28 protein-coding genes are annotated in these 26229 nt (G+C 52.7%); 11 read left to right on the forward strand and 17 right to left on the reverse strand.

The features are described from left to right. Nucleotides 1-7 precede the first annotated feature (7 nt). Genes H8K47_RS13340 through H8K47_RS13395 form a run of 12 tightly spaced genes read right to left on the reverse strand, consistent with a single transcriptional unit; the run spans nt 8 to nt 10404 of the window. Nucleotides 8-784 (reverse strand): oxidoreductase, encoded by a 777-nt coding sequence (locus H8K47_RS13340; RefSeq protein WP_186881908.1) that lies wholly within the window; start codon nt 782-784, stop codon nt 8-10. After that, on the reverse strand, nt 781-1512 hold the full coding sequence (locus H8K47_RS13345; RefSeq protein ID WP_186881909.1) for an acylneuraminate cytidylyltransferase family protein: 732 nt from the start codon (nt 1510-1512) through the stop codon (nt 781-783). Before H8K47_RS13345 ends, H8K47_RS13340 begins: the two co-directional genes overlap by 4 nt. Then, nucleotides 1509-2429, reverse strand: coding sequence for a Gfo/Idh/MocA family protein (locus tag H8K47_RS13350; RefSeq protein ID WP_186881910.1), 921 nt, complete (start codon nt 2427-2429; stop codon nt 1509-1511). The genes H8K47_RS13345 and H8K47_RS13350 overlap by 4 nt, the downstream gene beginning before the upstream one ends. Continuing rightward, nucleotides 2426-3475, reverse strand: a complete 1050-nt coding sequence (locus tag H8K47_RS13355; protein WP_186881911.1) for a nucleotidyltransferase family protein — start codon at nt 3473-3475, stop codon at nt 2426-2428. Before H8K47_RS13355 ends, H8K47_RS13350 begins: the two co-directional genes overlap by 4 nt. Then, nucleotides 3476-4117: an acetyltransferase gene (locus H8K47_RS13360; protein ID WP_186881912.1), complete on the reverse strand. Its 642-nt coding sequence runs from the start codon at nt 4115-4117 to the stop codon at nt 3476-3478. Continuing rightward, nucleotides 4114-5190, reverse strand: a complete 1077-nt coding sequence (gene neuB, locus H8K47_RS13365; protein WP_186881913.1) for an N-acetylneuraminate synthase — start codon at nt 5188-5190, stop codon at nt 4114-4116. The genes H8K47_RS13360 and neuB overlap by 4 nt, the downstream gene beginning before the upstream one ends. Next, nucleotides 5187-5870 (reverse strand): PIG-L deacetylase family protein, encoded by a 684-nt coding sequence (locus H8K47_RS13370; protein ID WP_186881914.1) that lies wholly within the window; start codon nt 5868-5870, stop codon nt 5187-5189. The genes neuB and H8K47_RS13370 overlap by 4 nt, the downstream gene beginning before the upstream one ends. Further along, the gene (gene neuC, locus H8K47_RS13375) at nt 5857-7029 is read right to left on the reverse strand and encodes a UDP-N-acetylglucosamine 2-epimerase (protein WP_222612798.1); all 1173 of its coding nucleotides are present in this window, start codon (nt 7027-7029) and stop codon (nt 5857-5859) included. The genes H8K47_RS13370 and neuC overlap by 14 nt, the downstream gene beginning before the upstream one ends. 8 nt (nt 7030-7037) lie before the next feature. Then, a complete protein-coding gene (locus H8K47_RS13380; protein WP_186881915.1) occupies nt 7038-7835 on the reverse strand; it encodes a GNAT family N-acetyltransferase in 798 nt (265 codons plus the stop codon). Between the two features lie 57 nt (nt 7836-7892). Then, nucleotides 7893-9047 carry a LegC family aminotransferase gene (locus H8K47_RS13385; RefSeq protein WP_186881916.1) on the reverse strand — a complete coding sequence of 385 codons (1155 nt, stop codon included), beginning with the start codon at nt 9045-9047 and terminating at the stop codon, nt 7893-7895. 4 nt (nt 9048-9051) lie between these two features. Next, nucleotides 9052-10032, reverse strand: coding sequence for an NAD-dependent 4,6-dehydratase LegB (locus tag H8K47_RS13390; protein WP_186881917.1), 981 nt, complete (start codon nt 10030-10032; stop codon nt 9052-9054). Nucleotides 10033-10038: 6 nt separating this feature from the next. After that, nucleotides 10039-10404 carry a MarR family EPS-associated transcriptional regulator gene (locus H8K47_RS13395; protein WP_186881918.1) on the reverse strand — a complete coding sequence of 122 codons (366 nt, stop codon included), beginning with the start codon at nt 10402-10404 and terminating at the stop codon, nt 10039-10041. A 520-nt stretch (nt 10405-10924) separates the two neighbouring features. On the opposite strand from H8K47_RS13395, the gene minC reads away from it, so the two are divergent. The 11 genes from minC (at nt 10925) to H8K47_RS13450 (ending at nt 22428) form a co-directional block, all read left to right on the forward strand. Beyond that, nucleotides 10925-11704, forward strand: coding sequence for a septum site-determining protein MinC (minC, locus tag H8K47_RS13400; protein ID WP_186881919.1), 780 nt, complete (start codon nt 10925-10927; stop codon nt 11702-11704). 43 nt (nt 11705-11747) lie between these two features. Beyond that, the gene (gene minD / locus H8K47_RS13405; protein ID WP_186881920.1) at nt 11748-12563 is read left to right on the forward strand and encodes a septum site-determining protein MinD; all 816 of its coding nucleotides are present in this window, start codon (nt 11748-11750) and stop codon (nt 12561-12563) included. A 1-nt stretch (nt 12564) separates the two neighbouring features. Beyond that, nucleotides 12565-12828, forward strand: coding sequence for a cell division topological specificity factor MinE (gene minE, locus H8K47_RS13410; RefSeq protein WP_186881921.1), 264 nt, complete (start codon nt 12565-12567; stop codon nt 12826-12828). A gap of 308 nt (nt 12829-13136) precedes the next feature. Then, nucleotides 13137-13829, forward strand: coding sequence for a response regulator transcription factor (locus H8K47_RS13415; protein ID WP_186881922.1), 693 nt, complete (start codon nt 13137-13139; stop codon nt 13827-13829). 56 nt (nt 13830-13885) lie between these two features. Further along, entirely contained in the window at nt 13886-15583 is a 1698-nt protein-coding gene (locus tag H8K47_RS13420) for a FecR domain-containing protein (RefSeq protein WP_186881923.1), read from the forward strand. A 20-nt stretch (nt 15584-15603) separates the two neighbouring features. Next, nucleotides 15604-17994 carry a CHASE2 and HATPase_c domain-containing protein gene (locus H8K47_RS13425; protein WP_230410209.1) on the forward strand — a complete coding sequence of 797 codons (2391 nt, stop codon included), beginning with the start codon at nt 15604-15606 and terminating at the stop codon, nt 17992-17994. Between the two features lie 76 nt (nt 17995-18070). Next, nucleotides 18071-19354 (forward strand): glutamyl-tRNA reductase, encoded by a 1284-nt coding sequence (gene hemA / locus H8K47_RS13430; RefSeq protein WP_186881925.1) that lies wholly within the window; start codon nt 18071-18073, stop codon nt 19352-19354. 82 nt (nt 19355-19436) lie between these two features. Further along, nucleotides 19437-20516, forward strand: coding sequence for a peptide chain release factor 1 (prfA, locus tag H8K47_RS13435; protein WP_186881926.1), 1080 nt, complete (start codon nt 19437-19439; stop codon nt 20514-20516). A gap of 141 nt (nt 20517-20657) precedes the next feature. Continuing rightward, a complete protein-coding gene (locus tag H8K47_RS13440; RefSeq protein WP_186881927.1) occupies nt 20658-21158 on the forward strand; it encodes a disulfide bond formation protein B in 501 nt (166 codons plus the stop codon). Then, the gene (prmC, locus tag H8K47_RS13445; protein ID WP_186881928.1) at nt 21158-22009 is read left to right on the forward strand and encodes a peptide chain release factor N(5)-glutamine methyltransferase; all 852 of its coding nucleotides are present in this window, start codon (nt 21158-21160) and stop codon (nt 22007-22009) included. The genes H8K47_RS13440 and prmC overlap by 1 nt, the downstream gene beginning before the upstream one ends. Before the next feature lie 2 nt (nt 22010-22011). After that, nucleotides 22012-22428 carry a GNAT family N-acetyltransferase gene (locus tag H8K47_RS13450; protein WP_186881929.1) on the forward strand — a complete coding sequence of 139 codons (417 nt, stop codon included), beginning with the start codon at nt 22012-22014 and terminating at the stop codon, nt 22426-22428. Between the two features lie 33 nt (nt 22429-22461). Here the strand turns inward: H8K47_RS13450 and H8K47_RS13455 are convergent, their stop codons facing one another. Genes H8K47_RS13455 through cyoC form a run of 5 tightly spaced genes read right to left on the reverse strand, consistent with a single transcriptional unit; the run spans nt 22462 to nt 26223 of the window. Beyond that, nucleotides 22462-22998, reverse strand: a complete 537-nt coding sequence (locus H8K47_RS13455; RefSeq protein WP_186881930.1) for a response regulator transcription factor — start codon at nt 22996-22998, stop codon at nt 22462-22464. A 12-nt stretch (nt 22999-23010) separates the two neighbouring features. Next, nucleotides 23011-24327, reverse strand: coding sequence for an ATP-binding protein (locus H8K47_RS13460; RefSeq protein WP_186881931.1), 1317 nt, complete (start codon nt 24325-24327; stop codon nt 23011-23013). Nucleotides 24328-24371: 44 nt separating this feature from the next. Continuing rightward, complete coding sequence (locus tag H8K47_RS13465) at nt 24372-25151, reverse strand: SURF1 family protein (protein WP_186881932.1); 780 nt, start codon at nt 25149-25151, stop codon at nt 24372-24374. Then, complete coding sequence (cyoD, locus tag H8K47_RS13470; protein WP_186881933.1) at nt 25148-25600, reverse strand: cytochrome o ubiquinol oxidase subunit IV; 453 nt, start codon at nt 25598-25600, stop codon at nt 25148-25150. The genes H8K47_RS13465 and cyoD overlap by 4 nt, the downstream gene beginning before the upstream one ends. Further along, nucleotides 25597-26223, reverse strand: coding sequence for a cytochrome o ubiquinol oxidase subunit III (cyoC, locus tag H8K47_RS13475; RefSeq protein ID WP_186881934.1), 627 nt, complete (start codon nt 26221-26223; stop codon nt 25597-25599). The genes cyoD and cyoC overlap by 4 nt, the downstream gene beginning before the upstream one ends. Nucleotides 26224-26229: the final 6 nt, after the last annotated feature.

Consider the following 26229-nt stretch of genomic DNA (forward strand, 5'->3'; position numbering starts at 1 on the left):
GCAAAAATCAGAGTGAAAAACCGTCGTCGACGATCAAATTCTGACCGTCAACATGGCGCGAAAGATCAGATAGCAGGAACACGAGCGAACCCGCAAGATCACTCGGGTTAAGCATTCCCTTATCGGCACAGAGGTCGCGATAGCGCGCCAGGAAAGCTTCAGGCTGTCGATCAAGGATACCGCCTGGACTAAGAGCGTTAACGCGAATATTGCTGCCCTTGAGATACTGGGCGAAGTAGCGCGTCAGGTGCAACAAGCCGGACTTGATAGCCGCGTACTCGACGGGCATCGTCATCGGCGTTCCTTCGTAAATGTCGAAGCGCGGCGCGACCACGCCGTAGATCGAAGACACATTAATCATATTTCCACCACCTGTTCGCTTAAAATAGTCGGCGAAGCGCTGCATCACAAGGAAGTACCCCCCCAGATGCATGCCCAGGTTGTCGCAAAAGTCAGCGTACTCCACCTCTTCCATGCGACGCCCGTAGCGACTGTTGCGTGGGTAGGCGTTGTTGACTATCGCATCGATGCGTCCACAACGCACGTGGACGTCACCAATCATGCGATCAACCGAATCCTTGTCAGTGATATCAAGCGTTGCGGCCACGGCACCTGCAGGGTATTGTTGCACGATGGCGTCTACTGCACACTTGGCAGCGTCCAGGTCACGATCGGCTACTACTGCCTGTCCGCCATGCTCCGCAATAGCCGTACAGAAGGTACGGCCAAGCAAACCAGCTCCGCCAGTTACGACTATACGTTTGCCCTTAAGAAGCCCGCTCATGGCTGCCCCTCCTTTGCTTCAGCTGTATTCACATGTTCACTACGCGACATCAGCAGTTCCACAAGCAGGAAATCCACTTCAGAATCGATATCAATCGAGCGCTCTTCAGGCATTACGTGCAGGCGTGTATCATGGTTGAAGAGCCCGGGTGCCGTCATCAACACCTCGCGTGTCCAGCCGTAGATCGACGCGTTCATATCAAAGCAAGCTGGCGCGTCCTGGCGCCGCACCACGGGCGATGCGGTTTGCTTGGCCAAGCGGACTACGCCGCGCTCGTCTTGCTCGACCATATTGAAGTAAGGCGAGCGTCGTGCGGGCATCGCCGTGATCACGTTGCCTGTTCCACTGCCTTCAAGGATCTCTACAACCGCACGTATATCTTCGACGTCACGCAGCGGTGATGTGGCATCAAGATCGATGCAGGTATCGAACGTCACCCCTAAGGTTCGCTCGACTTCGGCAACGCAGTGGCGAATCACAGGTAATTTGGCGGCCACATCGGTTGCCATCTCCACCGGCCGGTTCACCAAGACAGTAGCGCCATGTTCCTTGGCAATTCTGAGTATTTCCGGCGAGTCGCTGCTCACAGCGATTTCGTCAAACAAGCCGCTAGCAACTGCCTGATGCAAACTGTGGGCCAGAAGCGGCAAGCCATTCAGGAGCCGCAAGTTCTTGCCGCGCACGCCCTTGGAGCCCGCGCGAGCACAAATAGTACAAATTCGTTTCATCTTTGTCTCCAGTAGCCACCAGCGGCCGCATCTCGCGCTGCATCACACAACGCAAGAGTATCAAGTGCTTCCTGCACCGTACAGGCCTGCATCGGATTCCCCGACAGCATAGCGACGTGCATGGCACGGTAAGTCGTGTCTCGTTCAACTGGGAAATGCACCTCCTCGCCGTCGATCTTCAGCGAGCTGCGAACCAGATCTGCCTCGTAGGTATGATCTGCAGTATTGACGATAACCTGACGTCGCCCTAGCTTGTCAAGGTAGTTCAGTTGCACACCAATGACCGGGCAACGATCACTCTCGTAAAGCAGAAAAAAAACATCATCGCTGTTGATCTCAAGTGGACTCATGTGTCCACCTGTTGCAGCCACCCGGCGCCATGAGCCAGTCATCCAGGACAGGTAGTCCAAGTCGTGACTTAGATCTAGCAGCGCGCCGCCCCCCTGATCAGCATGAGCGGAGTAGCAAAGTCGATAATCAGTGTCCGGCCGCCAGTTAGGGAGGTACTGACCGACATACGCCTGTACTGAGATCACACGCTGGGTTGCCAACGCTTCGCACAACCGGCTTAGCACCGGATGGAAGCGCAGGTTGTAAGCCACTCTAAACTGTCTAAAGTTATTAGCAGGCAACGGCAGAACATGGTCAAAAACGGGTTTCTCTACCAATACATCACCCGCGTGCCCCAATTGCGCCAACTCGGCCAAAGCAGCGTGATGCGCCGCGGTAGCGTTAGCCACGACAACCAGTGTAGGCCGATGTGCCAGCCACCCCTCTCGCAACGTAACATGGCGCTTAGGAAAATCGATTTCGCGCGTGGACACCACAGCCACATCGCAGCCCAGCTCACTTAGCAAACGGGTATGACGGGAACCTATGGAACCGTAGCCCACTATCAGTACACGCGTGCCGATCATTTGAAAACTTTCTCAAAGTCGACCTTGGCACGTTCATAGTCGGGCAACTGACCGATGTCGAGCCAGTAGCCATCGACGCGGTGACAGCGCGTATGTAAACCTTCCCGCATCATAACGTCAAACAGCGACGGCATATCAAAGAACTGCCCGCTTGGCACCAGTTCAAGTACCTGCGGCGACAGCACGTACATACCCGCGCTGACAGTGAAGACCTGCGTAGGCTTCTCTTCAATACCAATAATGCGCCCTTCGCGCTCCTGCACCACGCCAAAAGGAACCTGCATCTCGTAGGGACGCACACCCATCGTGGCATCGGCACCTGACTCAGCGTGCAAATCGACCATGGCGCAATGATCCTCCTTAGTCAGGAGGTCAGCGTTGGTGACGATAAACGGCAGCGTCGGCCGCTCCGGCAAAAGGCTGAGCGCCCCAGCAGTACCCATTCGCTGCTGCTCGCGCAGGTATCGAACCTCGATACCGAGCGCACTACCATCGCCGAAGTGAGCCTCAATCTGCTCGGACTTGTAGTTAACGGCAAAGTAAAAGCGCCGGAAACCCTGATCCGCATAGCCCCTTACGATGGTTTCGAGCAAGGGACGCGAACCAACCTTTAGCATTGGCTTAGGCGTGTCACGCGTCAGCTCCGCCAAGCGCGTTCCCAGCCCACCAGCCATAATAACCACCCAGTTGTCACGTGGCTGCACCAGCATGACGTCGTCAAGCAGCGTCAGGCCAACCACCCGGTTGTCGCCGTCCACTCGCGGCATCTGATGCAAGCCAAGACGCCGGATCTGCTCCACCACAGATAGCAAGTCTTCATCATGGTTAGCAACCGCCGGATTCCGATGCATCGCAGTATGAACCTGGTCATCCAATGATACGCCGCGCAAAAGTGCGCGACGCATATCGCCATCACTCAAGGTGCCTAACAATTGACGGTCAGGACTAACCACGAGTGCGATTTGCGAACCTGCTTTATCGATCACATCCAGTGCATCGCGCAAGGTGCTGTCCGGACTGATTAACGTTTGTTCCCAGTGTTTCATTCAGTTTCCTACCTTTCGAGCAGGCACTCCTACCAAAGTGCCATGCCCCTCAAAATGCCTTACGACGACGGCACCTGCCCCTACCAAAGTACGTGGCCCCATTTGAATTCCTTGCATCACGACCGCACCAGCGCCGATGTGAGAAAAACTACCAAAGCGAACGCCACCGCATATCACCGCACCCGGAGCTACATGAGACCAACTGCCAATGGCGACATCATGTTCTACAATGGCACCCGTATTTACTATGCAGCCCGCTTCGATCAATGCATTTGACTGAATCACAGATCTTGCAAGGACTTGCACGTCAGGTGACAAGCCAGCAAAATTTGATATGATCGCGGATGGGTGAATGACACCAGAAAACTGCCAGCCCAAATCCTGTAGGCGTTGTTGCACGCGCATTCGAATGCAAGTATCCCCGGTGCTACCAATCCCGTTTACCAGCATTACTTCTGCAGAGCTAACCTGCGAAAGATGTTCATCCCCCCCCAACACAGGTAGTCCACATAGGGAACTGCCATGCATTTGGACATCCTGATCCACGAATCCAATAACCGACCTTCCTGATGCAAGAAGTGCGTCAGCGACTACCACGGCATGCCCACCAGCCCCAACTATGATGACCGGAAGAGCCTTCATCGTTCAAATATCTCCCCTTGCTGATATGCACGTGGACAGTTCTGGCCTACCAATTCCCACAGGGTATTTGGCATCAATCCCTTGCCGCAGCGCGCCGTTGTCAAATCTTCGCGAACCAGCATACTGCCTGCCGCAATAGGACGGGCGGCAACTACTTGCTGCCGAGCCGCCTGACGGGAGTTCCATTCGCTAGGCTGCGGGCACTTGGCACCATCACCCAATGCAAGTTGCAGCTCGCGGATCTGCTTAACCATTTGTGCCAACTCCGCCGGTTCGAGCGACGCCCTGTGATCAGGCCCTGGCATTTTGCGATCTAACGTAAAGTGTTTTTCGATAAAGGTTGCGCCACGCGCCACAGCGGCAACGGGGATCAAAATTCCTTCGGTATGGTCCGAATAGCCGACCGGCAGCCCGAACACACGCAACGTATCCATAGCTTTGAGATTGACCTCATTCATCGACGTTGGGTACTGTGACGTACAATGCAGTAGCGTGACACGACCCTGGAGGCTGGCGCGCCAAGCAGGATCGCTCCAGCCGCGCCAGATGTCGCTGATCTCTGCAGGCTCAGCAGGCGCGTTGAACGCATGGGCAATCACAGCCAGAGCCTGCTCCACTTCAGACATCGTTGCCATACCGGTGGATACCACCAATGGCCGTCCCTGCCGTGCGAACTGCCACAGCAGCGGACCGTTTGTCAACTCGCCAGACGGGACCTTGTAGAAAGGCATATCAAGCTCTTCAAGGAAGGTAAGGCTACCAGCATCAAAGGCAGTTGAGAGGAACTCGATACCCCGTGAGCGGGCTCGCTCACGCAGTTCCCAATGCCATTCGCGCGGTAGTTCAAGCTTGCGCAGCATTTCGAGCTGCGATTCGGCAACATCGGTGGTCTGTTGTTGGTAGCCCGCCTTCGGCGCGGCACTCGTCGCTAACTTCTTGGCGTCGAAGGTCTGGAACTTCACCGCGTCAGCCCCCGATTCAGCGGCACTATCAACCAGCGCACGCGCCAGTTCGAGGTCGCCGTTGTGATTAACGCCGGCTTCGGCGATCACATATACATGATTTGAATTCATTCGATCTCTTTCAGCAACATAAAGGCCTCGGCGGCGGTCGCCCCACATTGGATGCCGCGCAATTGGGCTTGAGCCCGCAGTGCGACGTCGCTACGTGGGAAAGGAAACGGAGCCATCTCACTGGCGAAGATCGACATGATCTCCAGTTTCCGCTCTAGGAAGTTCGAGACGTCCACCAACAAGTTAGGTCGGAATCCTGGGTCTTCCGGCTTCACACCAAACTCTGTCTCCGACAAGGTCTCATATGCACGCACGGAGCGGACGGACGGATAGCGGAAAGTCTTGGTGCAGGCCGCGCATGCATCGAAGACTGCAGCATGGTCGCTGTGGGCATCGTTTCGGTATGGAACGTACAGCGTGTGAACACCTAGCTGCTTCACTATTGCGCCCAGCGCGCCAACCAAGTCGGATTTAGGCACCCGATCCAACTGCATGGTGGGAAAGTCCAGACAATGCGTACCAGCGAAGCGGTAGGAGTCGGCGACACGGCGTATCTCGTCTTGACGCGCACGCACGCGCTCCTCTGTGAAACCCAGGGCAGTAGAGATGCTTGTAAAAATGATCCAATGCACGCTGTCACCGCATGCAATATGCTTGAGCAGCGTGCCACCACAACCCAGCGTCTCGTCATCGGGATGCGGAGCCACAACGGCGACCACTTTGGCGTTAGGATTGAACATGCAGGGGATCCTCAGTCTTCTTAAATAGGGAATCAAAGTCGACTTGCTTAAGCAGATCAACGGCGCGGGCTTCGCTATACCCATCCCCGTAAGGGTTTATAAGTGTACGCATCCCGATTCGGAACTCCTCGGACGCGATACGGTCAAGAGCGGCGCGAACAGATGCCGCGTCACCTTCGCTAAATACCACGTTGCCACCGCACAGTCGGCCACGCTGGCGTTCGCCGAGATTGATCACAGCCAGTCCGACTGAGGCCGCTTCCAGCAGGCCAGCAGACGAATTACCCACCATCAGCGTCGCGTGGCGCATCAGATTCACGAAAAATGCACGTGCAGTATTGCCATAGAATGTAACTTCAGGGGCTTGCGCCAGGCCTTGTATCGTGGCCAAGAGTGCAGCATTTCCCGGATCGGCGTTGGGTGTGCCGATCAGCACATGGTAACCGCGTTCGACAAGGATGCTGACGGCACCGCGGACGTAGTCAGGAGCCAGTGCCCGCTCCTGGTCGACCGGGTGGAAGATCAAGATAGCAAGCGGAGTGTCGCCCATCGCGTGCGGTTTGGCACCCACCCCCGTCAGCGTGGCCGCACGGTCCAGCAACGGCTCTGCAACGAACTTGTCAAGTGCAACGCTACCAATTACGAAGACACGCCGTGGATCCTCGCCAAGGTGGGCGAGACGCCGCGCGTGCTCTTCAATACTAACGAAATGTGCTGTCGACAGCTTGGAGGTCGCGTGACGCACAGGGTTATCTACGTGTCCGTCAGCAGCGTGATCGCCACCAAAGAAATGCACCGTAGGGATATCGAGGAAGGCACCAAAGGTAGCGCCAATGAGCACATCCTCGCGATCACCAGCGTAGATCAGGATATCCGGTTGGTAACCGCGTACCAGTTCCATGGCGCCAGTCAGCAGCCCCGTCGCCGTCTTCAGACGCGAACTTTTGCTATCTCCACTTATAAGGGTCTCAACCTCAGCGAGAATCTCCATTCCATCCTGACTAATCAAGTCGACGGATCGACCGAACGTTGGTGAAAGATGGGCTCCGGAGACTAGCAACTTGAATTCAACGTCAGGATCACGCGCAAGGCGCCGATAGACGCCACTCATCAGATCGTAATCTGACCGGATGGATGTCATGCCAAGAATACGTTTCACAGCGATCCTCAGAACAGGTCCGAAATCGCCATTTCGCGATTGATGGCGGCAGCGTCAAAAGATGAGCGAAGCCCGATACCGCCGAACTGATAGTCGAACAACCGATTGGGTTCAAGTCCAGAGCTCGCCGAGACCAACACATTAAAGGACGCATCATCAGGGAGAGAAATGAAATCCTCCGAATTCTCCCACCATAGAAGGTCAACAGCATCTTGGTGACGCTTGAAGGCGATGCCGTGATCGAAGGTGTAGGTCGCCCCCGGACGAGACAGTCGCCATGCACGGATGAGAGGATCGTTCAATTCAAGGCTTAGTAGTTCAGTCTTATCAAAGCTGCCAGCTTTGGCCGCAGCCAGCAGAGTAGCTTTGTCGACTGTTGCCACATAGTCGGACTCGGGCAACGTCCAGTCCAAACGTTTTCTAAAGCCGGGCGTTGATTGGCTATTGGGGAATCCAAACACAAAATCCGCACCACCTTCGGCAGCAATGCGGTAATTCTCTTGCGCAAGCTGAGTGAATAGTCCGAACTTGCGATGGGATTCAGCCACCATCGTCGTCATTGAGATGTAAGACTGCTTGCGGACGTTACCAGAAGATAACGGCATAGGCACGATTGCGTAATGTCCCACCAAGCGGTCGACATCGTAGCATAATGAAACAACAGGTTCACCGTTTGGGTTATCTAAGTAGGCCCATTCCCAGACGCTACCGATTGCCCTCTGACCAAAACTATTAAAAAAAAGCTCTTCTATCGCCAGGCGATGCTCGAGGAGATCTTGCTTACGTGTAACAGTGAGTATCTTCATGTTGATCCTTCTCTCAAGTACAAATTTCTGGAATGAGCAGGTCAGGCCTATTGAATGTCATATGGTAGTAACAGATGTAGACACGCTGCTCGGTAAGTTGACGACACGCGCCTCAAGCCATTCAGCTTGGGTCAGATCACCTTTACGGCAGTGGGCGTAAATCGGCAAGTGGTTCATCAGAGCCCAAATCGGGCGAGTCATCACGCCCTTCTCATTGGTGGCTTTGAGCAAAGTATCGCGCTGCTCACGACTGTCGCAAATGACCGCGTTAAGCCAATAATTCGAGCGACAGTCAGCTGGCTCTGTCACGAATTGGAAGTCGCTACCACTGAAGTGATCTGCATAGCGCGCGGCCAGAGTACGCTTGTTGGCGATGAAGGCTTCCAGCTGTTCAAGCTGGGCACAACCAAGTGCGGCATTGAGGTTGGGCAGGCGGTAGTTGTAGCCAATCTCATCATGTACATATTCGTAGGGATGAGGTTGCTTAGCGGTCGTCGTTATGTGCTTCGCGCGAATTCCCAGAGTCTCGCCTGCCAGAATCATGCCGCCGCCGCCAGTGGTGATAATCTTATTGCCATTAAAACTTAAGGTACCGACAACACCTAAGGTGCCGGTATGCCGGCCTTTGTAGAAGCTGCCAAGCGATTCGGCCGCATCTTCGACGAGAGCAAGCTTCCAACGGGAGCAAACTTCCAGCAATCCATCCAGATCGGCTGGATGGCCAAAAGTATGCATTGGCAAGCAAGCGCGAACAACTTGATTGGTGTCACGCGTGCGGCACACACCCTCATCGTCTATCCATGCGTTATCGTCAAGCCAGACTTCGAGCGCCGCAGGCGACAACCCCAAAGTATGGCGATCCACATCAACAAAAACGGGCTCCGCACCACAGTAGGCGATGGCATTGCATGTAGCCACAAAAGTCAGCGGCTGCGTAATGACCAGATCACCAGACTTAACCCCAACCAATTGTAATGCGATATGCAGCGCTGCTGTTCCATTGACCGTGGCAACAGCCCGAGGGCTGCCAGTGTATGCCCCCATATCACGCTCGAATCGATCCACGTAAGCACCCACGCTGGAGACGAAGGTTGAGTCGATCGTATCAGAGACGTAATTCCGCTCCTGCCCGGCAAAAACAGGGGCATGGAGTGGAATGAATTCATCGGTGCGATATTGGTCGCGGACAAAACGGATAAGGGAATCAAGCATAGGCTTAGACGTTGTAAATTTCGGTTTTGTATTTAGCCAGATTTTCTGGGCGAGTAAACCAGTCTATGGTTGCCTGTAGGCCAGCGCGGATATCATACTTCGGTTCAAATCCGGTAAGTTCACGGATTTTCGTATTATCACCCCAAAGACGGAAGACCTCTGATTTACCAGGACGCAAACGCTGTTCGTCTGCGAGGAACTCCACGTCACTGTTCATCAGTTCACGGATCAAATTGAGGGTATCACCCACCGAAATTTCAAAATTGGACCCAATATTGACCGTTTCGCCAATCGCTTTATCGCAACGGGCCAGCTCAAGGAAGCCGCGGCAAGTGTCAGCAACGTAATTGAAGTCGCGCGTCGGTGTCACGTCGCCGAGTTTGATTTGCTTCTTTCCGCTCGCGATCTGACTGATGATGGTTGGAATAACGGCACGTGCAGATTGGCGCGGACCATAGGTATTAAACGGGCGGGCAATAGTCAATGGCAAATCGAAAGCGTTGAAGAAACTCATCGCCATGGCATCGGCGCCGATCTTTGAGGCACTATAGGGCGACTGTGGCTGAAGTGGATGTTTTTCATCGATTGGAACATACTGAGCCGTACCGTACACCTCACTGGTGGATGTATGAATAACGCGCTTCACGCCATTATCCAGAGCAGCCTGGCAAATATTGAGCGTGCCTTTGACGTTAGTGTCCACATAGCTATCCGGTGCTACGTAGGAGTAGGGAATAGCAATCAACGCAGCTAAGTGAAATACAGTATCCACATCTTTGGTGATGTGCTTGCAGTAATGCGGGTCACGCACATCACCATTTAGCACTTCAATCTCATTCCGGCATTCAACGTCTTCTAACCATCCCCAATAATTAAAGGAGTTATATTGAGACAGAGCCTTTACCTTATAACCCTCGCGAACGAGAAGTTCGGTGAGGTGAGAGCCGATGAATCCGTCAGCGCCGGTAACTAAAACAGTTTTCATTTTCTATTACGCTTTTCCTGTGTTTGTATCCAGAGTACTTTCAATTTCCTGCCTAAGCTCCTCAATCTCCACTTTAAGCATTTCGTACTCTTCCATCTTCCGTTGCAAAAAACGCTGTGTAATTGCAGCTTTCTCAACAGCCCCACTCGGAGTAAGCACATAGACATAGCCAAACTTACTCTTGGAGTTAGCAAAGTTTCTCATCTTAACCAGCCCCTTTTCTATCAGGGCTTTAAGACAATAGTTCAGTCCACCAACGCTGATTCCCAACATCTGAGCCAATTCGCGCTGCGTGAGATCTGGATTTTCTTGCAAAATCCGCATCACTCGAAAATAAGTATCTTCTTGCAGTTTTGATTGGCGACTAACCATAGTTTGACGGGATTATGAAATTGAACCAACAGTACTTAAATGTTTAAGCACACGCTAACATTGTAATGTGTGACGTTCTGCGTGCGCGAAAACCTGTAAAAAATCTAAAATTTGTACAACTTTGAACAATTATATGTCGAACAAAACTCACTATGCAATCTTCATACTGATTTGTTTTTTCAACTTAATCATTCAATTATTAATGCTTGGCTAGAAATAGCAAAAAACACAATAATTCATATTGCCTGCATTTTAACATTTTATTAGCAATAAACATGTTTATGTAGCAGAACGTGTTCAGAGTAGCTTTTTCTTGAAGTCCAGAATTTTACACATTAAACACGTCAATAAAATGACACATATGTTACCAACACCGACAAACTGATAAATCCGTTTGCTAGCAGCATAATTTTGCAATCCTGCTCATCAATTGGTAGGATTAGTCCTTTATCAGCGAACGGACACCTGACAGGTGGATCGTGGCGTGAAGCCTGGCTGTGAACTTTAGGATCCTGGACCTATGCAAAATAGTCTGACCCGCAAGCCTATAGAAATTAAAATCTCAACTGTTGTCGCCGTAGCAATTTCATTGCATGAGGCTTCAATCCCGGTGTTGACGGCGGCTTTAGAGGAGATGACGGCAGGTTCGCCGGATTTCTTCGATGATGAGTTCGCAGTGATCGATGTCGAGGCGATTGCGGATCAATCACTGGATTGGGATGCCTTGATCCCTTTATTCAAGGCGAATGGCTTGAATCCTGTTGCTGTCAGGCATGCCAATGAGCAGGACCATGCGGCTCTGCGCAGCCATGGACTAAGTATCGACGTCGTGAATAAACCACGCAGCGAGGTGGAAACTACTCTACCGGTACCTGTGGTTGCTGAAGCAGCCTCGCCAGTGCCAGAACCAGAGCCAACGCCAGTTCCCGTACCTGAACCGCAAATCATCATCAGAAATAATCCTGCATTAGTGATCGATACGCCAGTGCGTGGCGGACAAAGGATCTATGCCAAGGGTGCGGATCTGATCATTACCGCAGTGGTCAATCCTGGCGCGGAAGTGATTGCGGATGGCAGCATACATGTCTATGCCCCCTTACGTGGACGTGCACTGGCAGGTGCAACCGGCAATACCGAAGCGAGGATATTTGCACTGACGATGGAGCCGGAATTGGTATCGATTGCAGGCATTTACCGGACTTTTGAGAATGGTTTTCCGGATTTAGCAGCAAATCACCCTGTACAAGTCAGGTTAAATGGTGACAGTATTGAAGTTTCGTCAGTAAAATCAACTGGCTGATGCCCTGCTATCAGACATATCGGATAAATAAAAGGAGCTATTTGTGGCAAGAATCATCGTTGTAACATCCGGCAAGGGCGGTGTGGGCAAAACCACATCGAGTGCTAGTTTTGCGTCTGGGCTGGCAATGCGGGGCCACAAGACCGCCGTCCTGGACTTTGACGTAGGCCTGCGTAATCTGGATCTGATCATGGGTTGCGAGCGTCGCGTCGTCTACGATCTGGTGAACGTCATCAGCGGCGAAGCCAGCCTGAATCAGGCTTTAATCAAAGATAAACATTGCGATAACCTGTTCATTTTACCGGCCTCGCAAACCCGCGACAAAGATGCGCTGACTGAAGAAGGTGTGGAACGGGTCTTGAATGATCTGATCAAAATGGATTTTGAATACATTGTCTGCGACTCACCGGCGGGGATAGAGCGTGGTGCAGTCATGGCCCTGACTTTCGCAGATGAAGCAATCGTCGTGACAAATCCTGAAGTGTCCTCAGTGCGTGATTCTGACCGCATTTTGGGTATCATACAGGCCAAATCTAAACGCGCTCAGGCAGGCGGTGAGCCCGTCAAAGAGCATTTATTAATCACGCGCTATTCACCAAAGCGTGTCGAAGCTGGCGAAATGTTGTCGTATACCGACGTGCAGGAAATCCTGCGCATTCCGCTCATCGGCGTCATTCCTGAATCAGAAGCAGTGCTGCATGCTTCCAATCAAGGTAACCCTGCTATTCATATGAAGGGCAGTGATGTATCCGATGCGTATGAAGATGTGGTTTCCCGCTTCCTGGGTCAGGAAACACCGTTACGTTTCATCACCTATGAAAAACCGGGCTTACTGCAGCGCATTTTCGGAGGTAAATAAAGTGGCTCTGCTTTCTTTTTTATTTAACAGCAAACCTAAAACCGCCAATATGGCGAAAGAACGTCTGCAAATCATCATCGCACGTGAACGCACGGAACGTGACGGTTACGATTTCTTGCCAGCATTGCGTGAAGAACTGATTGCAGTGATTTCCAAATACACCAAAGTCAGCCCTGAAGACATCAAGGTATCTCTGGACAAACAGGGTAATTTAGAAGTGCTTGACGTCAACGTGGTATTACCTGAACTGGAAGTACGTAACTGATTATCCAGTCCCACTTTTTGCAGGCGGAACTAAGCCGCCTGCAAACATTTGTTTCACGCCCACGACTATTTCATACCCTGTTGCAATACTGTTCGGATTCTGCGACGGTAAATATTGCAAATTCCCAAACCACAACGTATGCTGTCGCGTAACAATTCATCAATTGCAATGATCATCGAATAAAATTATGGCAAATACTGCAATTTGGATGAGAACTGCAGAAGTCCACAATTTTGATATTTTGTAATTGCATTCGTTATAATGATATGTATTGGCCAATTCAAGCCGGACTTTAACGGTAATTACTCATGAGAATCGCTGTACTCGACGACGACAACAATTTGCTGGAACTGGTCTGCACCATCCTGAACGCAGCCGGCCATACCTGTCATCCTTTTTTAAGTGGCAAAGAAATGCTGCATCAGCTGCGTCGTGAAAGTTACGACATGCTGATACTGGACTGGCAAGTCCCGGACCTGAACGGCACAGAAATCCTGCACTGGGTCAGAGAGAAACTATCTCCTACCCTGCCTGTCTTATTCATGACCAGCCGGTCCGGTGAGGATGATATCGTAGCGGGTCTGGCGGCCGGTGCCGACGATTACATGATTAAGCCTATCCGTCGCAGCGAACTGGTAGCCCGCGTGCAAGCCTTGTTGCGTCGCGCTTATCCGACGCAAACCGCATCGGAACATTTGCAATTTGGTGCTTACAAATTTGAAACACGGGCTGGTCGCGTGACGATTAATGACGAACCGGTAGAAATGACGCAGAAAGAATTCGATCTGGCATTATTACTGTTCCGCAATCTTGGGCGCCCTTTGTCGCGTGCTTACATTCTGGAAGCCGTGTGGTCACGTGATGTCGACATTCCATCCAGAACGATGGACACCCATATTTCACGGGTACGTAGCAAGCTGGAATTACGTCCCGAAAATGGTTACAGGCTCGCACCAGTGTATAGTTACGGTTATCGACTAGAACAGGTCACAGCAGAATAACAAGTCCGGGTCAGCGCAGTCTGGCCCGGATTGCATTTCAACATTAGGAAATTCGCATGAGTCCTTCACTCCCCCTCTTGCGTCAGCTTCAAGCCAGCGTTCTGTTCACTATGACGCTGGCACTCAGCTCAGTCGTCGTGGCTGCACAGCCACGCGGTGAGCCTGGCACAGTGGTCGCAACACCCCCTGATATGACGTACTACGCACTACAAGGCGACACCCTGCTGGGAATCGCCAAGCGCTTTACGAATCAGTCTCAGAACTGGACGATATTAAGTAAAAAAAATCAGATTATTGATGACAAGACCATCCCTATCGGAACAGCAATCCGCATCCCGCTTGATTTGCTGCCCGAAGTAGACAGTGAGGCTAAAGTCGTTGCGCTCGCAGGCAATCCTGTTTACAAACTACCCAATGGTAACGAAGCAAATCTCACGGTCGGCACCGTATTAAAAGAAGGTACACAGATACTGACAGGGAAAAATGGCTTCGTTACACTGGCACTGCCGGATGAATCCAGAATTTCTATTCCATCCAACAGTCAGGTTGCACTTAGCAAGCTACGCAAAACCCAGTACACATCCAGCCCACGCACTGAGTTATCGCTCGTGGAAGGCAAGGTTGAGTCAAGGGTGAGTTCATTGAACACCAACAAAGGTCGCTTTGAGGTGCGCTCACCGCTGGCGATTGCCGGTGTGCGCGGCACCCATTTCCGGGTTGGCGTCAATGACTTTGGTACCGCCAACGAAGTCCTGGAGGGTGGTGTAGCAGTCGATCAGGCCAAAGCCAAAAAAGCGGCGAAGCTGACACTAGGTGCCGGTAAAGGAAACATCGTCAACGCCAGTGGTGTGGGCAAGCCGGTTGATCTGCTGCCAGCTCCCGAGCTGGACGAGGGTGGCCGCTTACAGATACGTCCGACCATGCAATTTCTGGCACAAACGATGCCAGCAGCGCAAGCCTGGCGAGTACAGGTCAGCAAAGATGCGCAGGCACTGGATGTCCTAATGGAAAACCAGTTTAAAGACCGTCGCTTTAAGTTTGATGGTCTGGAAGACGGTGATTATTTCTTACGTGTCGCAGCCATTGATCAGCACGGACTTGAAGGTATACCGCTGATACAAAGCTTTACACTCAAAGCCCGACCAGAGCCGCCATTTACCTCACAACCCAAAAATAAAATCCGTGCAGACAAAGTCGACTTCAGCTGGACAGAAGCGGCCAATGCCGACAACTACCGTGTACAGATCGCCAGGGACAGCGACTTCAAAACACTGGTACATGATGAGGCAGGTATCCGTAACGTACATTGGACCAACGACAAATTAGCGGATGGTGACTACTACTGGCGCATTGCAACGATCGCACAAAAAAATGGAAAACCGGATCAGGGCCCGTTCAGTGATGCGCAGAAATTTCAGAAGCTGCCACAACAAGGTGCCGCCAGTTTTGCCGATTCAGAAGGTAAAGACATTACATTGAGCTGGCCAGCGGAACCTGGGCAGACTTTCCTGATACAACTGGCGGCTGACAAGGATTTCACACGACTGTTGTTGTCAAAAGAGTTGACGCAGGCGGAACTGACGCTGCCACGACCTGCGCCTGGCGATTACTTCATCCGTGTTAAAGCAACCGATCCGGATGGCTACGTAGGGAATTTTTCCGGAACCCAAAAAATTAATATCAGCGCTCGCTGGACCACCTCGGATGGTGACGCTCTGCGTAGCGCAGCGGGTGTCGTCAAAACCGGATATTGACCAGCAATGAGTATAAAAAATTGCAGATAAAGAAAATAGCATTCCGCGAGTGGCTGGTACTCAGTATTTTGCTGCTCGCTCTGACGGCTGCGCTTAGTGTATTCAGGCTTACTGAGCGTATGGATCTGGTGCTGTATGACCGCATCATGCAACTCAATACCCAGCCAGCGCGGGACGACATCCTGATTGTAGCGATCGACGACTACAGCCTGACTGAGCTAGGGCGCTGGCCCTGGCCGCGTGTCCACCATGCCCAATTACTAAATCAAATCAATGCCGCAAAACCGGCAGCGGTAGGGCTGGATATTTTATTCACCGAAGCAGAAGCTGTTAGCGATACCCAGCAAGCCGGTGGTGACCAGCAACTGGCAGAGGCCATCCAACAAAGTAACAAGGTAGTTTTGCCACTGGTGTCCGAAAGTGCCGGTAAAGGCCTGAGCACAGCCAAGCCTGTGTCTGTTCTGGCCAATGCAGCACGTCAGCTCAGCCATATCCATCTGGAGCTCGATAAAGATGGTATAGCGCGCAGCGTGTTTCTGCGTGAAGGCATGCAGGGCGAATGGTGGCCGCACTTTGCGCTTGCCATGAAAGATGTCGGGCAAAATATCGCCCCCGGCACTGAGAAATATTTACCCGGTGACCGGCTGTCAGCCTCGGTCAGAAATGTTGGGCAGTCAGAAAACAGCTGGCAGCGTGATTTTCAGATGCATGTCCCGTTTGCTGGCAGTAGCGGACATTTCCAATCGGTTCCCTACGTTTCCGTCATGCGCGGCGAAGTTCCTGCCAGCTTATTGCAAGGTAAATACATCATCGTAGGCCCGACGGCGCTTGGCATGGCAGACTCGTATCCAACACCGGTCACAGGCAATGAAGGCGTCATTTCCGGCGTCGAAATCAATGCCAACGTCCTTGCCGGGCTGCTCAATGAAAAAGCGATACAGTTTGCGCCACAGTGGAAAATACTCATGTGGAATATGCTGCTACTGATGCTGACCCTGAGCGCCTATCAGTTCCTGTCGCCACGCAAAGCGCTGATTTCCACCTTAGCCATGATACTGCTGAGCCTGAGCACCAGTCTGGCACTCATGCGCTGGCAGGCTTACTGGGTACCGATGTCGCCAGCCGTGATTGCTCTGTTGTTGGCCTACCCACTCTGGAGCTGGCGCAGGCTGGAAGCCGCGATTAAATATCTGGCAGCGGAATTTAATTTATTGGAGCAAGAGCCGCATCTGCTGCCGGAATTCACGGATGATGAAGAGAACACCTCTATCGAACTGACCGATACCTTGGAAAAAAGCATACAGGATGTACATCTTGCGGCAAACCGGGTGCGTGACCTGCGTCAGTTCATTAGCGATAGTCTGGCCAGTCTGCCGGATGCAACCATGGTCACCACGACCGATGGCAATGTGCTGTTATCTAATCAGGCGGCACGCGCGTATTTTGCAGGCATCGGTCAGCCCAAGGTCAATGATGCATTGGTACCCTATCTGTTTGCCAATATGTCAGCACCCGCCAATTTTGACCATAGTGATGGCCGCAACTTTAGCTGGTGGGACATTCTGGACATCAAGCTGACCAAGTCCATGTCCCAGGGTTTTGAAGTGCGGGATCCGCGTGGACAAGATTTGCTGATCAAAAGTGCGCCCGCCTATAACGCCGATAAGCAATTAGTGGGTTGGATCGTCAACATGGTGAATATCACCGCGATCCGCGCCGCTGAGCGCAGCCGCGACGAAACGCTGCACTTCATCTCGCACGACATGCGTTCACCGCAAGCCTCAATATTGGCCTTACTGGAAATGCAAAAAGAGCCGCAAACGGCCTTGCCGATTGAGGAATTCATGTCACGCATAGAAAAAGCATCCAGAATCACGCTGGGGCTGGCCGATAATTTTGTACAACTGGCCCGTGCAGAATCTCAGGATTATCGCTATGAAGAAGTCGATTTCCAGGATGTGTTACTGGATGCGACGGAGGAGATGTGGTCATTGGCGCACAGTAAAAACATCCGTTTCAAAATGCAAATTCCCGATCAGGAATATCTGGTCCGTATCGACCGTTCGCTGATGACGCGCGTGCTGACCAACCTGATTTCAAACGCGATCAAGTATAGTCCGCGTGATACCAGTATCACCTGCAGCCTGAAGCTGGAACGCAATCTGGCTGACGCGACCATCATTTGTAGCATACAGGATCAGGGCTATGGCATAGCGCGCGCTGAACAAAGCAAGCTATTCCAGCGTTTCCAACGCTTCAAAACGACTGAACAACCGAAGAATGATGGTGTGGGCCTAGGCATGGTTTTTGTCAAAGCGGTACTAGACAGACACTATGCCAGTATCGACTTTGTCAGTGCTCCCAATGAGGGAACCACCTTCCACATCAGACTGCCTGGACTCATAGTTTGAGGCAGATCAACTGCAGCAAAACCGGAAAACACCGGGACTAAGCGCTATAATGCCAACTTATCCTGGAAAAATACGCATGCACCTTTCAGCCGTCGGCCTCAATCACACGACTGCGCCCCTTTCACTGCGCGAAAAAGTCGCCTTTGCTCCTGATCAGATTGCTCAGGCGGTAGTGGCTGCGCGCGCGTGGTTTGGTGCCAGACAGGTGCAGACATCCGGTGCAACTGAAGCAGCTATTTTATCTACCTGTAACCGTACCGAGCTGTACGCAGCCTGTGCCGGCCTCGACAATCCGGTCGATGTCACAGCACGCTTCCTGGCAGATTTTCACCACTTACCGTATGCGGATTTACGTCCGCATCTGTACACCCTGCCGCAAGACAATGCAGTGCGTCACGCTTTCCGTGTCGCTTCCGGACTCGATTCCATGGTACTGGGTGAACCGCAGATCCTGGGGCAAATGAAGGATGCGGTACGCCAGGCCGAAGCGGCTGGCGGTCTCGGCACCTATCTGCACCAGATGTTCCAGCGTACTTTCGCGGTCGCTAAGGAAGTGCGCAGTACAACAGAAATCGGCGCGCACAGCGTATCGATGGCGGCTGCAGCGGTCAGGCTGTCGCAACGAATTTTCGATAAGATTTCAGACCAGCACGTGCTGTTCATCGGCGCAGGTGAAATGATAGAGCTGTGCACAACCCATTTCGCCGCACAAAATCCTAAATCACTGACCATCGCCAACCGCACGCTGGAACGCGGTGAAGCACTGGCCCACCGTTTCAACGGCAAGGCGATCCGCCTGGCTGATTTACCGCAGCAATTAGCGCAATTCGACATCATCGTGTCCTGTACCGCATCGTCCTTGCCGATTATCGGTCTGGGACTGGTTGAGCGCGTGGTTAAAGCGCGCAAGCACCGTCCGGTGTTCATGGTCGATCTGGCGGTACCACGTGATATTGAACCTGAAGTCGCTCAGCTCGACGATGTCTTTTTATATACCGTCGATGACCTCGGCAGCGTCGTGCAAAGTGGCATAGAAAACCGCCAGGCTGCCGTTGCACAGGCAGAAGCCATCATCGAAACCCGCGTACAGTCGTTTATGCACTGGATCGATGGCCGCGCCGTGGTGCCTGTAATTCAGGATCTGCATGAGAGTAGCGAACAATTGCGCCTCGCAGAACTGGAGCGTGCGCGCAAAATGCTGGCGCGTGGTGAAGATATCGATCTGGTGCTGGAAGCCTTATCCAAAGGTCTCACTGCCAAATTCCTGCATGGCCCGCAACAGGCGCTGCATCAGGCCAGCGGAGACGAACGCGCGCGCCTGGCCAGTCTGCTGCCTCAGTTATTCCGTACTAAACGTTAGTGCACTTTCTCCTGGTCAGCCGCCTTGGGCTGACTGCTCTCAGGCCACACGGCCATGTCTCTGTTTTTTATCTGCCCTGCCTATGAAACCCTCTATGCTCGCCAAGCTGGATCAGCTGGCTGAACGCCTCGATGAAGTCGGTCACCTGCTGATGCAGGAAGGCGCAACCAATGATATGGATACTTACCGCAAGCTCAATCGTGAGCATGCGGAACTGGATCCTCTGGTTGCTTTGTACAAAAACTATCAGCAGGCACAGTCCGACATCCTGGAAGCGCAGGACATGCTGAATGACCCGGATATGAAGGCGTTTGCACAGGAAGAAATCGAAAGCGCCAGGCAAACCATGCTGACGCTGGAAGATGATCTGCAAAAAATGCTGCTACCTAAAGATCCGAATGATGAGCGCAACATCCTGCTGGAAATCCGCGCCGGTACTGGCGGTGATGAAGCAGCCCTGTTTGCCGGCGACCTGCTGCGTATGTACACCCGTTTTGCTGAACGTAACCGCTGGCAGGTAGAGATGATGTCGGAATCGGCTTCTGAACTGGGTGGTTATAAAGAGGTGATTGTGCGTATCGCCGGTTTCGGCGCTTACTCCAGACTGAAATTCGAGTCTGGTGGCCACCGCGTACAAAGGGTGCCGGCGACGGAAACCCAGGGCCGGATACATACCTCGGCCTGTACCGTCGCCGTGATGCCGGAAGCGGACGAAGTGGCTGATGTGGTCATCAATCATGCCGACCTGCGTATCGACACCTTCCGCGCCAGCGGTGCCGGTGGGCAGCATATCAATAAAACCGATTCTGCCGTGCGCCTGACACACTTACCGACCGGGATCGTGGTGGAGTGCCAGGATGGCCGCAGTCAGCATCAGAATAAGGCCCAGGCCATGCGCGTGCTGGCCACCCGCATCATGGATATCCAGCTGCGGGAAAAACAGGCGAAAGAAGCAGCAACCCGTAAGAGCCTGATCGGTTCAGGTGACCGCAGCGAACGCATACGCACTTACAACTATCCGCAAGGCCGCATGACGGATCACCGCATCAACCTGACCTTGTATAAACTGGATTTCATCATGGATGGTGATCTGGAAGAACTCAGTAATGCACTGATTGCAGAACATCAGGCCGAATTACTGGCGGAACTAGGTGACGATTAAGTCGTCCAACGTCTGACTGCCACGCATGGCAGACACAATCGTGTAACACAGAAACGACTCATGCCAACTTACATTGCTTTATCACGCTGACAGAAAAAAACGTGTAAGCTGGCATCCGCTTTCATTTTCCGGATGATTTTCATGCGTTCTAGCAAACTCGTATTACTGGCTGTGGCGGCAAGCTGCCTGGCTGTTCTGGCTGCAGCAATGTATCTGCAACTGGTTGAACAAATGCTGCCCTGCCCTCTGTGCGTATTGCAACGCTATGCGTTCCTGGGCATAGGTCTGTTTGCATTGCTGGCTGCGGTTCTGCCAGAAAAAGGCCGTCGGGTAGCGGCTGGTTTGTCGTTTGCTTCGGCACTCGCAGGAATTGGCGTCGCTGGCAAGCATTTGTATGTGCTGGCGAATCCTCAACTGTCCTGTGGTATTGATCCGCTGGAAACCGGCTTGAATAAAATTTTCTTATCGGTCTGGTGGCCGGACTTTTTCCGCGCCGACGGCTTATGCGATACCCCGTATGAACCGATACTGGGTTTATCCATTCCGGGCTGGGCCATGGTCTGGTTTCTGATCTGCGCAGTTGCTACCGCGAGCGTCATGTTACAACGCAAACGCAGCAGTATTTTCGGAGATCGCCGCTGATGCAAGCCTGGCAGCAAGATGGTCTGAGCCTCGCGGACTATGAGCGCTTAGTACCATTGGATAAGCTGGAACTACGTATGCTGCTGATGCATGCGACAGGCAAAAGCCGTATCCAGCTGATCACCCATTCCGATCAGTCTCCGACAAGCACTGCCAGAACGCATTTGCTGAGTCTGATTGGCCGCCGCCTGGCTGGTGAGCCTATGGCTTACATACTAGGTGAACGTGAATTCTTTGGCCTGTCTTTTGTGACTTCCCCCGCCGTGCTGATACCACGCGCCGATACCGAGTTGCTGGTAGAACTGGCCTTGCAGCATGCACCGCACAATAGCAGCTTGCTGGATATGGGTACCGGCTCAGGCGCGATTGCGATCAGCATCGCACATGAACGTGAGGATCTGGCCGTCAGTGCGATCGACATCAGTACCGACGCGCTCGCAATCGCCACTCAAAATGCAACCCGCTTATTACCCACTAATCGTCAGCAGCCATTTCAGCTGTTGCAGAGTGACTGGTTCTCTGCACTGGGGTCTCAACGATTTAACACCATCGTCAGCAACCCGCCATACATCGAACAACATGATCCACATTTATCACAAGGTGATCTGCGGTTCGAGCCGCTGTCAGCGCTGACGGATCATGCGGATGGACTCAGTGCTTACCGTCATATCGTCAGTACAGCCAGACAACATTTATCAGCAGATGGCTGGCTGTTGATGGAGCACGGCTATGATCAGGCCGATGCCGTGCGTGCCTTACTGCTGCAGCATCAATACACAGAAGTACAAAGCTGGCGCGATCTGGCAGGCATAGAGCGGGTCAGCGGCGGCAAACTTCAGACAGAGGACTAAAGATGGAATGCTCAGACGATCTGCGACGCATGGACATCACCATGATCCATCGTTTTTTGTCCGAGGAATCAAGCTGGGCAAAGGGGATTCCGCTGGATACCGTTCAACGTGGCATGGAACATTCACTATGCTTTGGCGGTTGGTCAGAGGGACAGCAAATCGCGTTCGCACGTGTGATTACTGACCACGCGAGTTTTGCGTATCTGCTGGATGTGTTTGTGCTCCCTGAGTACCGTGGACAAGGTTACAGCAAACAATTGCTGGAATTTGTCTTTCGTCATCCTGCCCTGCAAGGCTTACGGCGCTTTGTTCTGGTCAGCAGCAATGCACGCGGTCTGTATCAGCAATTCGGTTTCCAGACATTAGGCAAACCTGAAACCTATATGGAAATTCTTCGTCCCGCGCTGTACCAGCGCTGAGCGCATTGTTGGTACACGGCTTCTAACCTCAGCTTACTTCACCTGCTGTTTATTGAGTTTGCGCGCCAGCGTCCTACGGTGCATACCAAGACGGCGTGCGGCTTCAGAAATATTAAATTCAGCCTCCACCAACACTTCATGGATGCGCTCCCACTCCAGGGTTTTAATTGACGTTGAGCGATTGCTCAATTCAGGCTCAGCCACACCCGCCACATGGCCGAAGGCTGCTTCGATATCATCCGTGTTGGAAGGTTTAGCCAGATACTGACATGCACCCAGCTTCACAGCTTCAACCGCAGTCGCGATACTCGCAAAGCCTGTCAACACGACGATCAGCATGGCCTCGTCATGCTTATGCAGCATCTGTACGCAGGCCAGCCCCGAAGCATTGCCATTGAGTTTTAAGTCAACTACCGCATAGCGCGGCTTATGCTGAGCCAGCAACGCGGACACCTGCTCCTGGCTGTCCGCATGCAAAACGGTATAGCCGCGCCGTTCAAACGAGCGCACCAGTGTGCGCGCAAATGCAGTATCGTCTTCCACGATCAGCAACAGACGATTCTCTGACATAGGTGTTACCTCTTAAAGCTTCAGTGCAGAAATAGGCAGTGTGACTTCAACAGCAGCACCACCTTCGGGACGGTTTCTGGCAGAGACCGTCCCACCCAGCTTACGAACTACATTCACCACAAAGAACAGACCCAGTCCGCTGCCGGCGCGACCCTTGGTCGATTGATAGGGCTGCCCCAGCTTATCCAGGATATGCGGCTGGAAGCCTGGCCCGCGATCTGTAACCAGCAAGGTCAGCACCTCTTCCTGACGCTGTACATCAAATGCCAGCCAATGTGGTGATGCTTCAAGCGCATTATCTAACACATTGCATATCATCTGCTTAAGTGCCACATCAAACACCACCGGAATGTCATGTGGATTGCTGTTTCGATACTCAAATTCCTGCAAAATACGGGTGGCGCGGAAGTCTTCGGCCAGATCGTTCAGAAACGTATTGATGGTGGTTTTGACCGAGGACTCGCCCCTGGCTTCGCCAGCCGACAACAAGATGCTGCTGACGATGCGCTTACAGCGTTGTAACTGGCGCTGCATTTCTGTCAGCTCTTCAGTCAACTCCGCATCCTGAGCGAATTGCGGCATACGGCGCCAATCGCCCAGAATCACTGACAAAGTGGCCAGCGGTGTACCTAGCTCGTGCGCAGCACCGGACGCCAGCAAGCCCATCTTCACGATATGTTCTTCTTCCGCTGCACGTTTTTGCAGATCGGCTAATTGCGCATCCCTCTCTTTGAGATTGGAATTAATCCGGGTCAGGAAAAATACCAGCAAGGCCGCATTCAGCAAAAAGCAAATCAGCATGCCATCGCGGTACAGACTGAACAGGCTATTGACTGAATCCGGTGGCAGTTTCAGCGGCAGAGAAAAGCGCGACAAACCCATCAGGCAAGCTGTACTCAACGCCACAATCAGCCAGGTCGACCAGGCTTCCAGCAGCACCGCACTGAGTATCACTTGCAGTAAAAACAAAAAGGCAAACGGATTGCCAGTACCGCCGCTCAAATAGAGTTGCGCAGTCAGCGTCGCCACATCGACCAGTAAGGCCAGCAATAGCTCACGGTTCGACACACGCACCTCTTCATGCCAGCGTAAATGGCTGCCGATGTTAAACGCAATCAGGCCTGCCAGCACATACAGCATGGGCAGTATCGGCAAATGGATACCAAAACCCAGCGTGACCAGGGCGATGGTAGAGATCTGACCGAATACCGCCAGCCAACGCAAATGGATCAGCTGCAGCATATTTTTATGCCCGGCTGAATGCTGCAGTTCCTTGATGCCTGAGTCAGGCAAAATCACAAAGGTGGAATGGTTTTCTGTATCGCGCATCTGGCTCACTTTCGGTGGATGCGCGCTGAACGCTACAAGCTTGTTCAGCGACGCCGGTCAGTACGGCGTACATACCAGTACGCCAATCCGACCATCAAAGCGAGAGCATACCAAGTCAGCGCATAGACTGCATGATTGTTCTGAAAACGCACCACAGTCAGCCCTGCTACCGGCGCTGCCGCATCAGTCTGGCTGGCTGCGTCGGCATCGACAAAATACGGTGCCACATCGGTGAGCTGATGTGCGGCGGCCATCGCTGCCACATCGCGCGAAAACCAGCGCCCGGCGGCTGCATCATTGTGACGCAGGAAGCCGCCACCCGGTTCAGTGATACGCAATAAACCAGTCAGGGTCAGAGTTTCAGAGGACGAAGCACGTGCCAGCTCTTGTTTGATACGCTCCGCAGAGGGCAAGAAACCGCGATTGATGAACACCAGACTGCCATCGGTCTGACGCAAAGGAGTCAGCAACCAATAGCCACTACCCAGTTCGGTCACGGCTTGCACCATACTCGATTGCGCATGCAAAAACACACCGCTGACTTTGACATGACGGTATTCGTCTCTGGCCACGCTGACTTGTGACCAGTCGGTACGGGCTGGTGCGGCTTCCGGCTGAGCATGGATGCGCTGTTCGACGCGTGCGATCAGATCCAGCTTCCACTGCAGACGATACACTTGCCAGCTACCCAGTGCGCACAGACAAAGAAAAACCACCAGCGCACCGATGGTGAGTAAGCTTCTCACTAAAGGTGAACGCGGGTGGTTATCCTGGTCAGCCGGAACCGCAGTTCCGGCCGGGGTCTCAACAGGAGACAGACTCATGGCAAATTGCGAGAGTTCTGTCCGTCCTTCGCTGGTGCCAGATTTATCGACTCTGGCTTGGTTTCATGATTCATGCCAGGCATCATGTTGTGGTTCATATGATGCATAACCCACAGCGAACCTGCCAGCATAATCACCACCAGCAAGGTTGTGAAGATCAGTGCCAGCATAGACCAGCCACCTTCGGACTTGAAGTTCATGTGCAGGAAGTAAATCATGTGTACCACGATTTGTATCGCTGCAAATACCAGCAATACGATGCCCATGGTTTTTGAATCAGGGATCACTTTTGCCATCACCAGCCAGAACGGGATTGCAGTCAGTATCACCGACAGGATGAAACCCAGGGTGTAGTCTTTCAGGCTGCCATGGCTGCCGTGATCTTCATGCCCATGATGACCGTGAGCGTGGTCATCACCGTGTGCGGAATGTGTGTGATGTGCGCTCATGGCAAGACTCCCATCAGATAAACAAAGGTAAATACACCGATCCAGACCACATCCAAAAAGTGCCAGAACATAGACAGGCACATCAGACGGCGGCGATTTTCAGGTGTGAGGCCATGACGCTTGAGTTGGAACAGCAAGGTCACCAGCCAAACGATACCGAAAGTCACGTGCAGACCGTGGGTACCAACCAGTGCAAAGAAGGAAGTCAGAAAACCACTGCGTTGCGGACCTGCACCTTCATGGATCAGGTGGATGAATTCATACAATTCCAGACTGATAAAGGCCACGCCAAAAAGGCCAGTGATCGCCAGCCAGACCATGGTGGTACCCAGACGGTTTTTCTGGGATTCCAGCATGGCGAAGCCATACGTGATCGAGGACAGCAACAGCATAGAAGTATTCAATGCTACCAGCGGCAGATCGAATAATTCTGCGCCGGTTGGACCGCCTGCATAGTTACGGCCCAGTACTGCATAGGCTGCAAACAGACACGCAAAAATCAGACAGTCACTCATCAGGTACAGCCAGAAACCCAGCAAAGTACCATTTTCCGGATGATGTTTCCGGACGAAGAAGCGGGAACCCGCGTCTCCGTTCAAAGCATTATGTGTAGTTGTAGACATATCAGG

This window comes from Cognatundibacterium rugosum (genome assembly GCF_014284365.1).
In the GTDB taxonomy this organism is placed as follows: Bacteria; Pseudomonadota; Gammaproteobacteria; order Burkholderiales; family Burkholderiaceae_D; genus Undibacterium; species Undibacterium rugosum.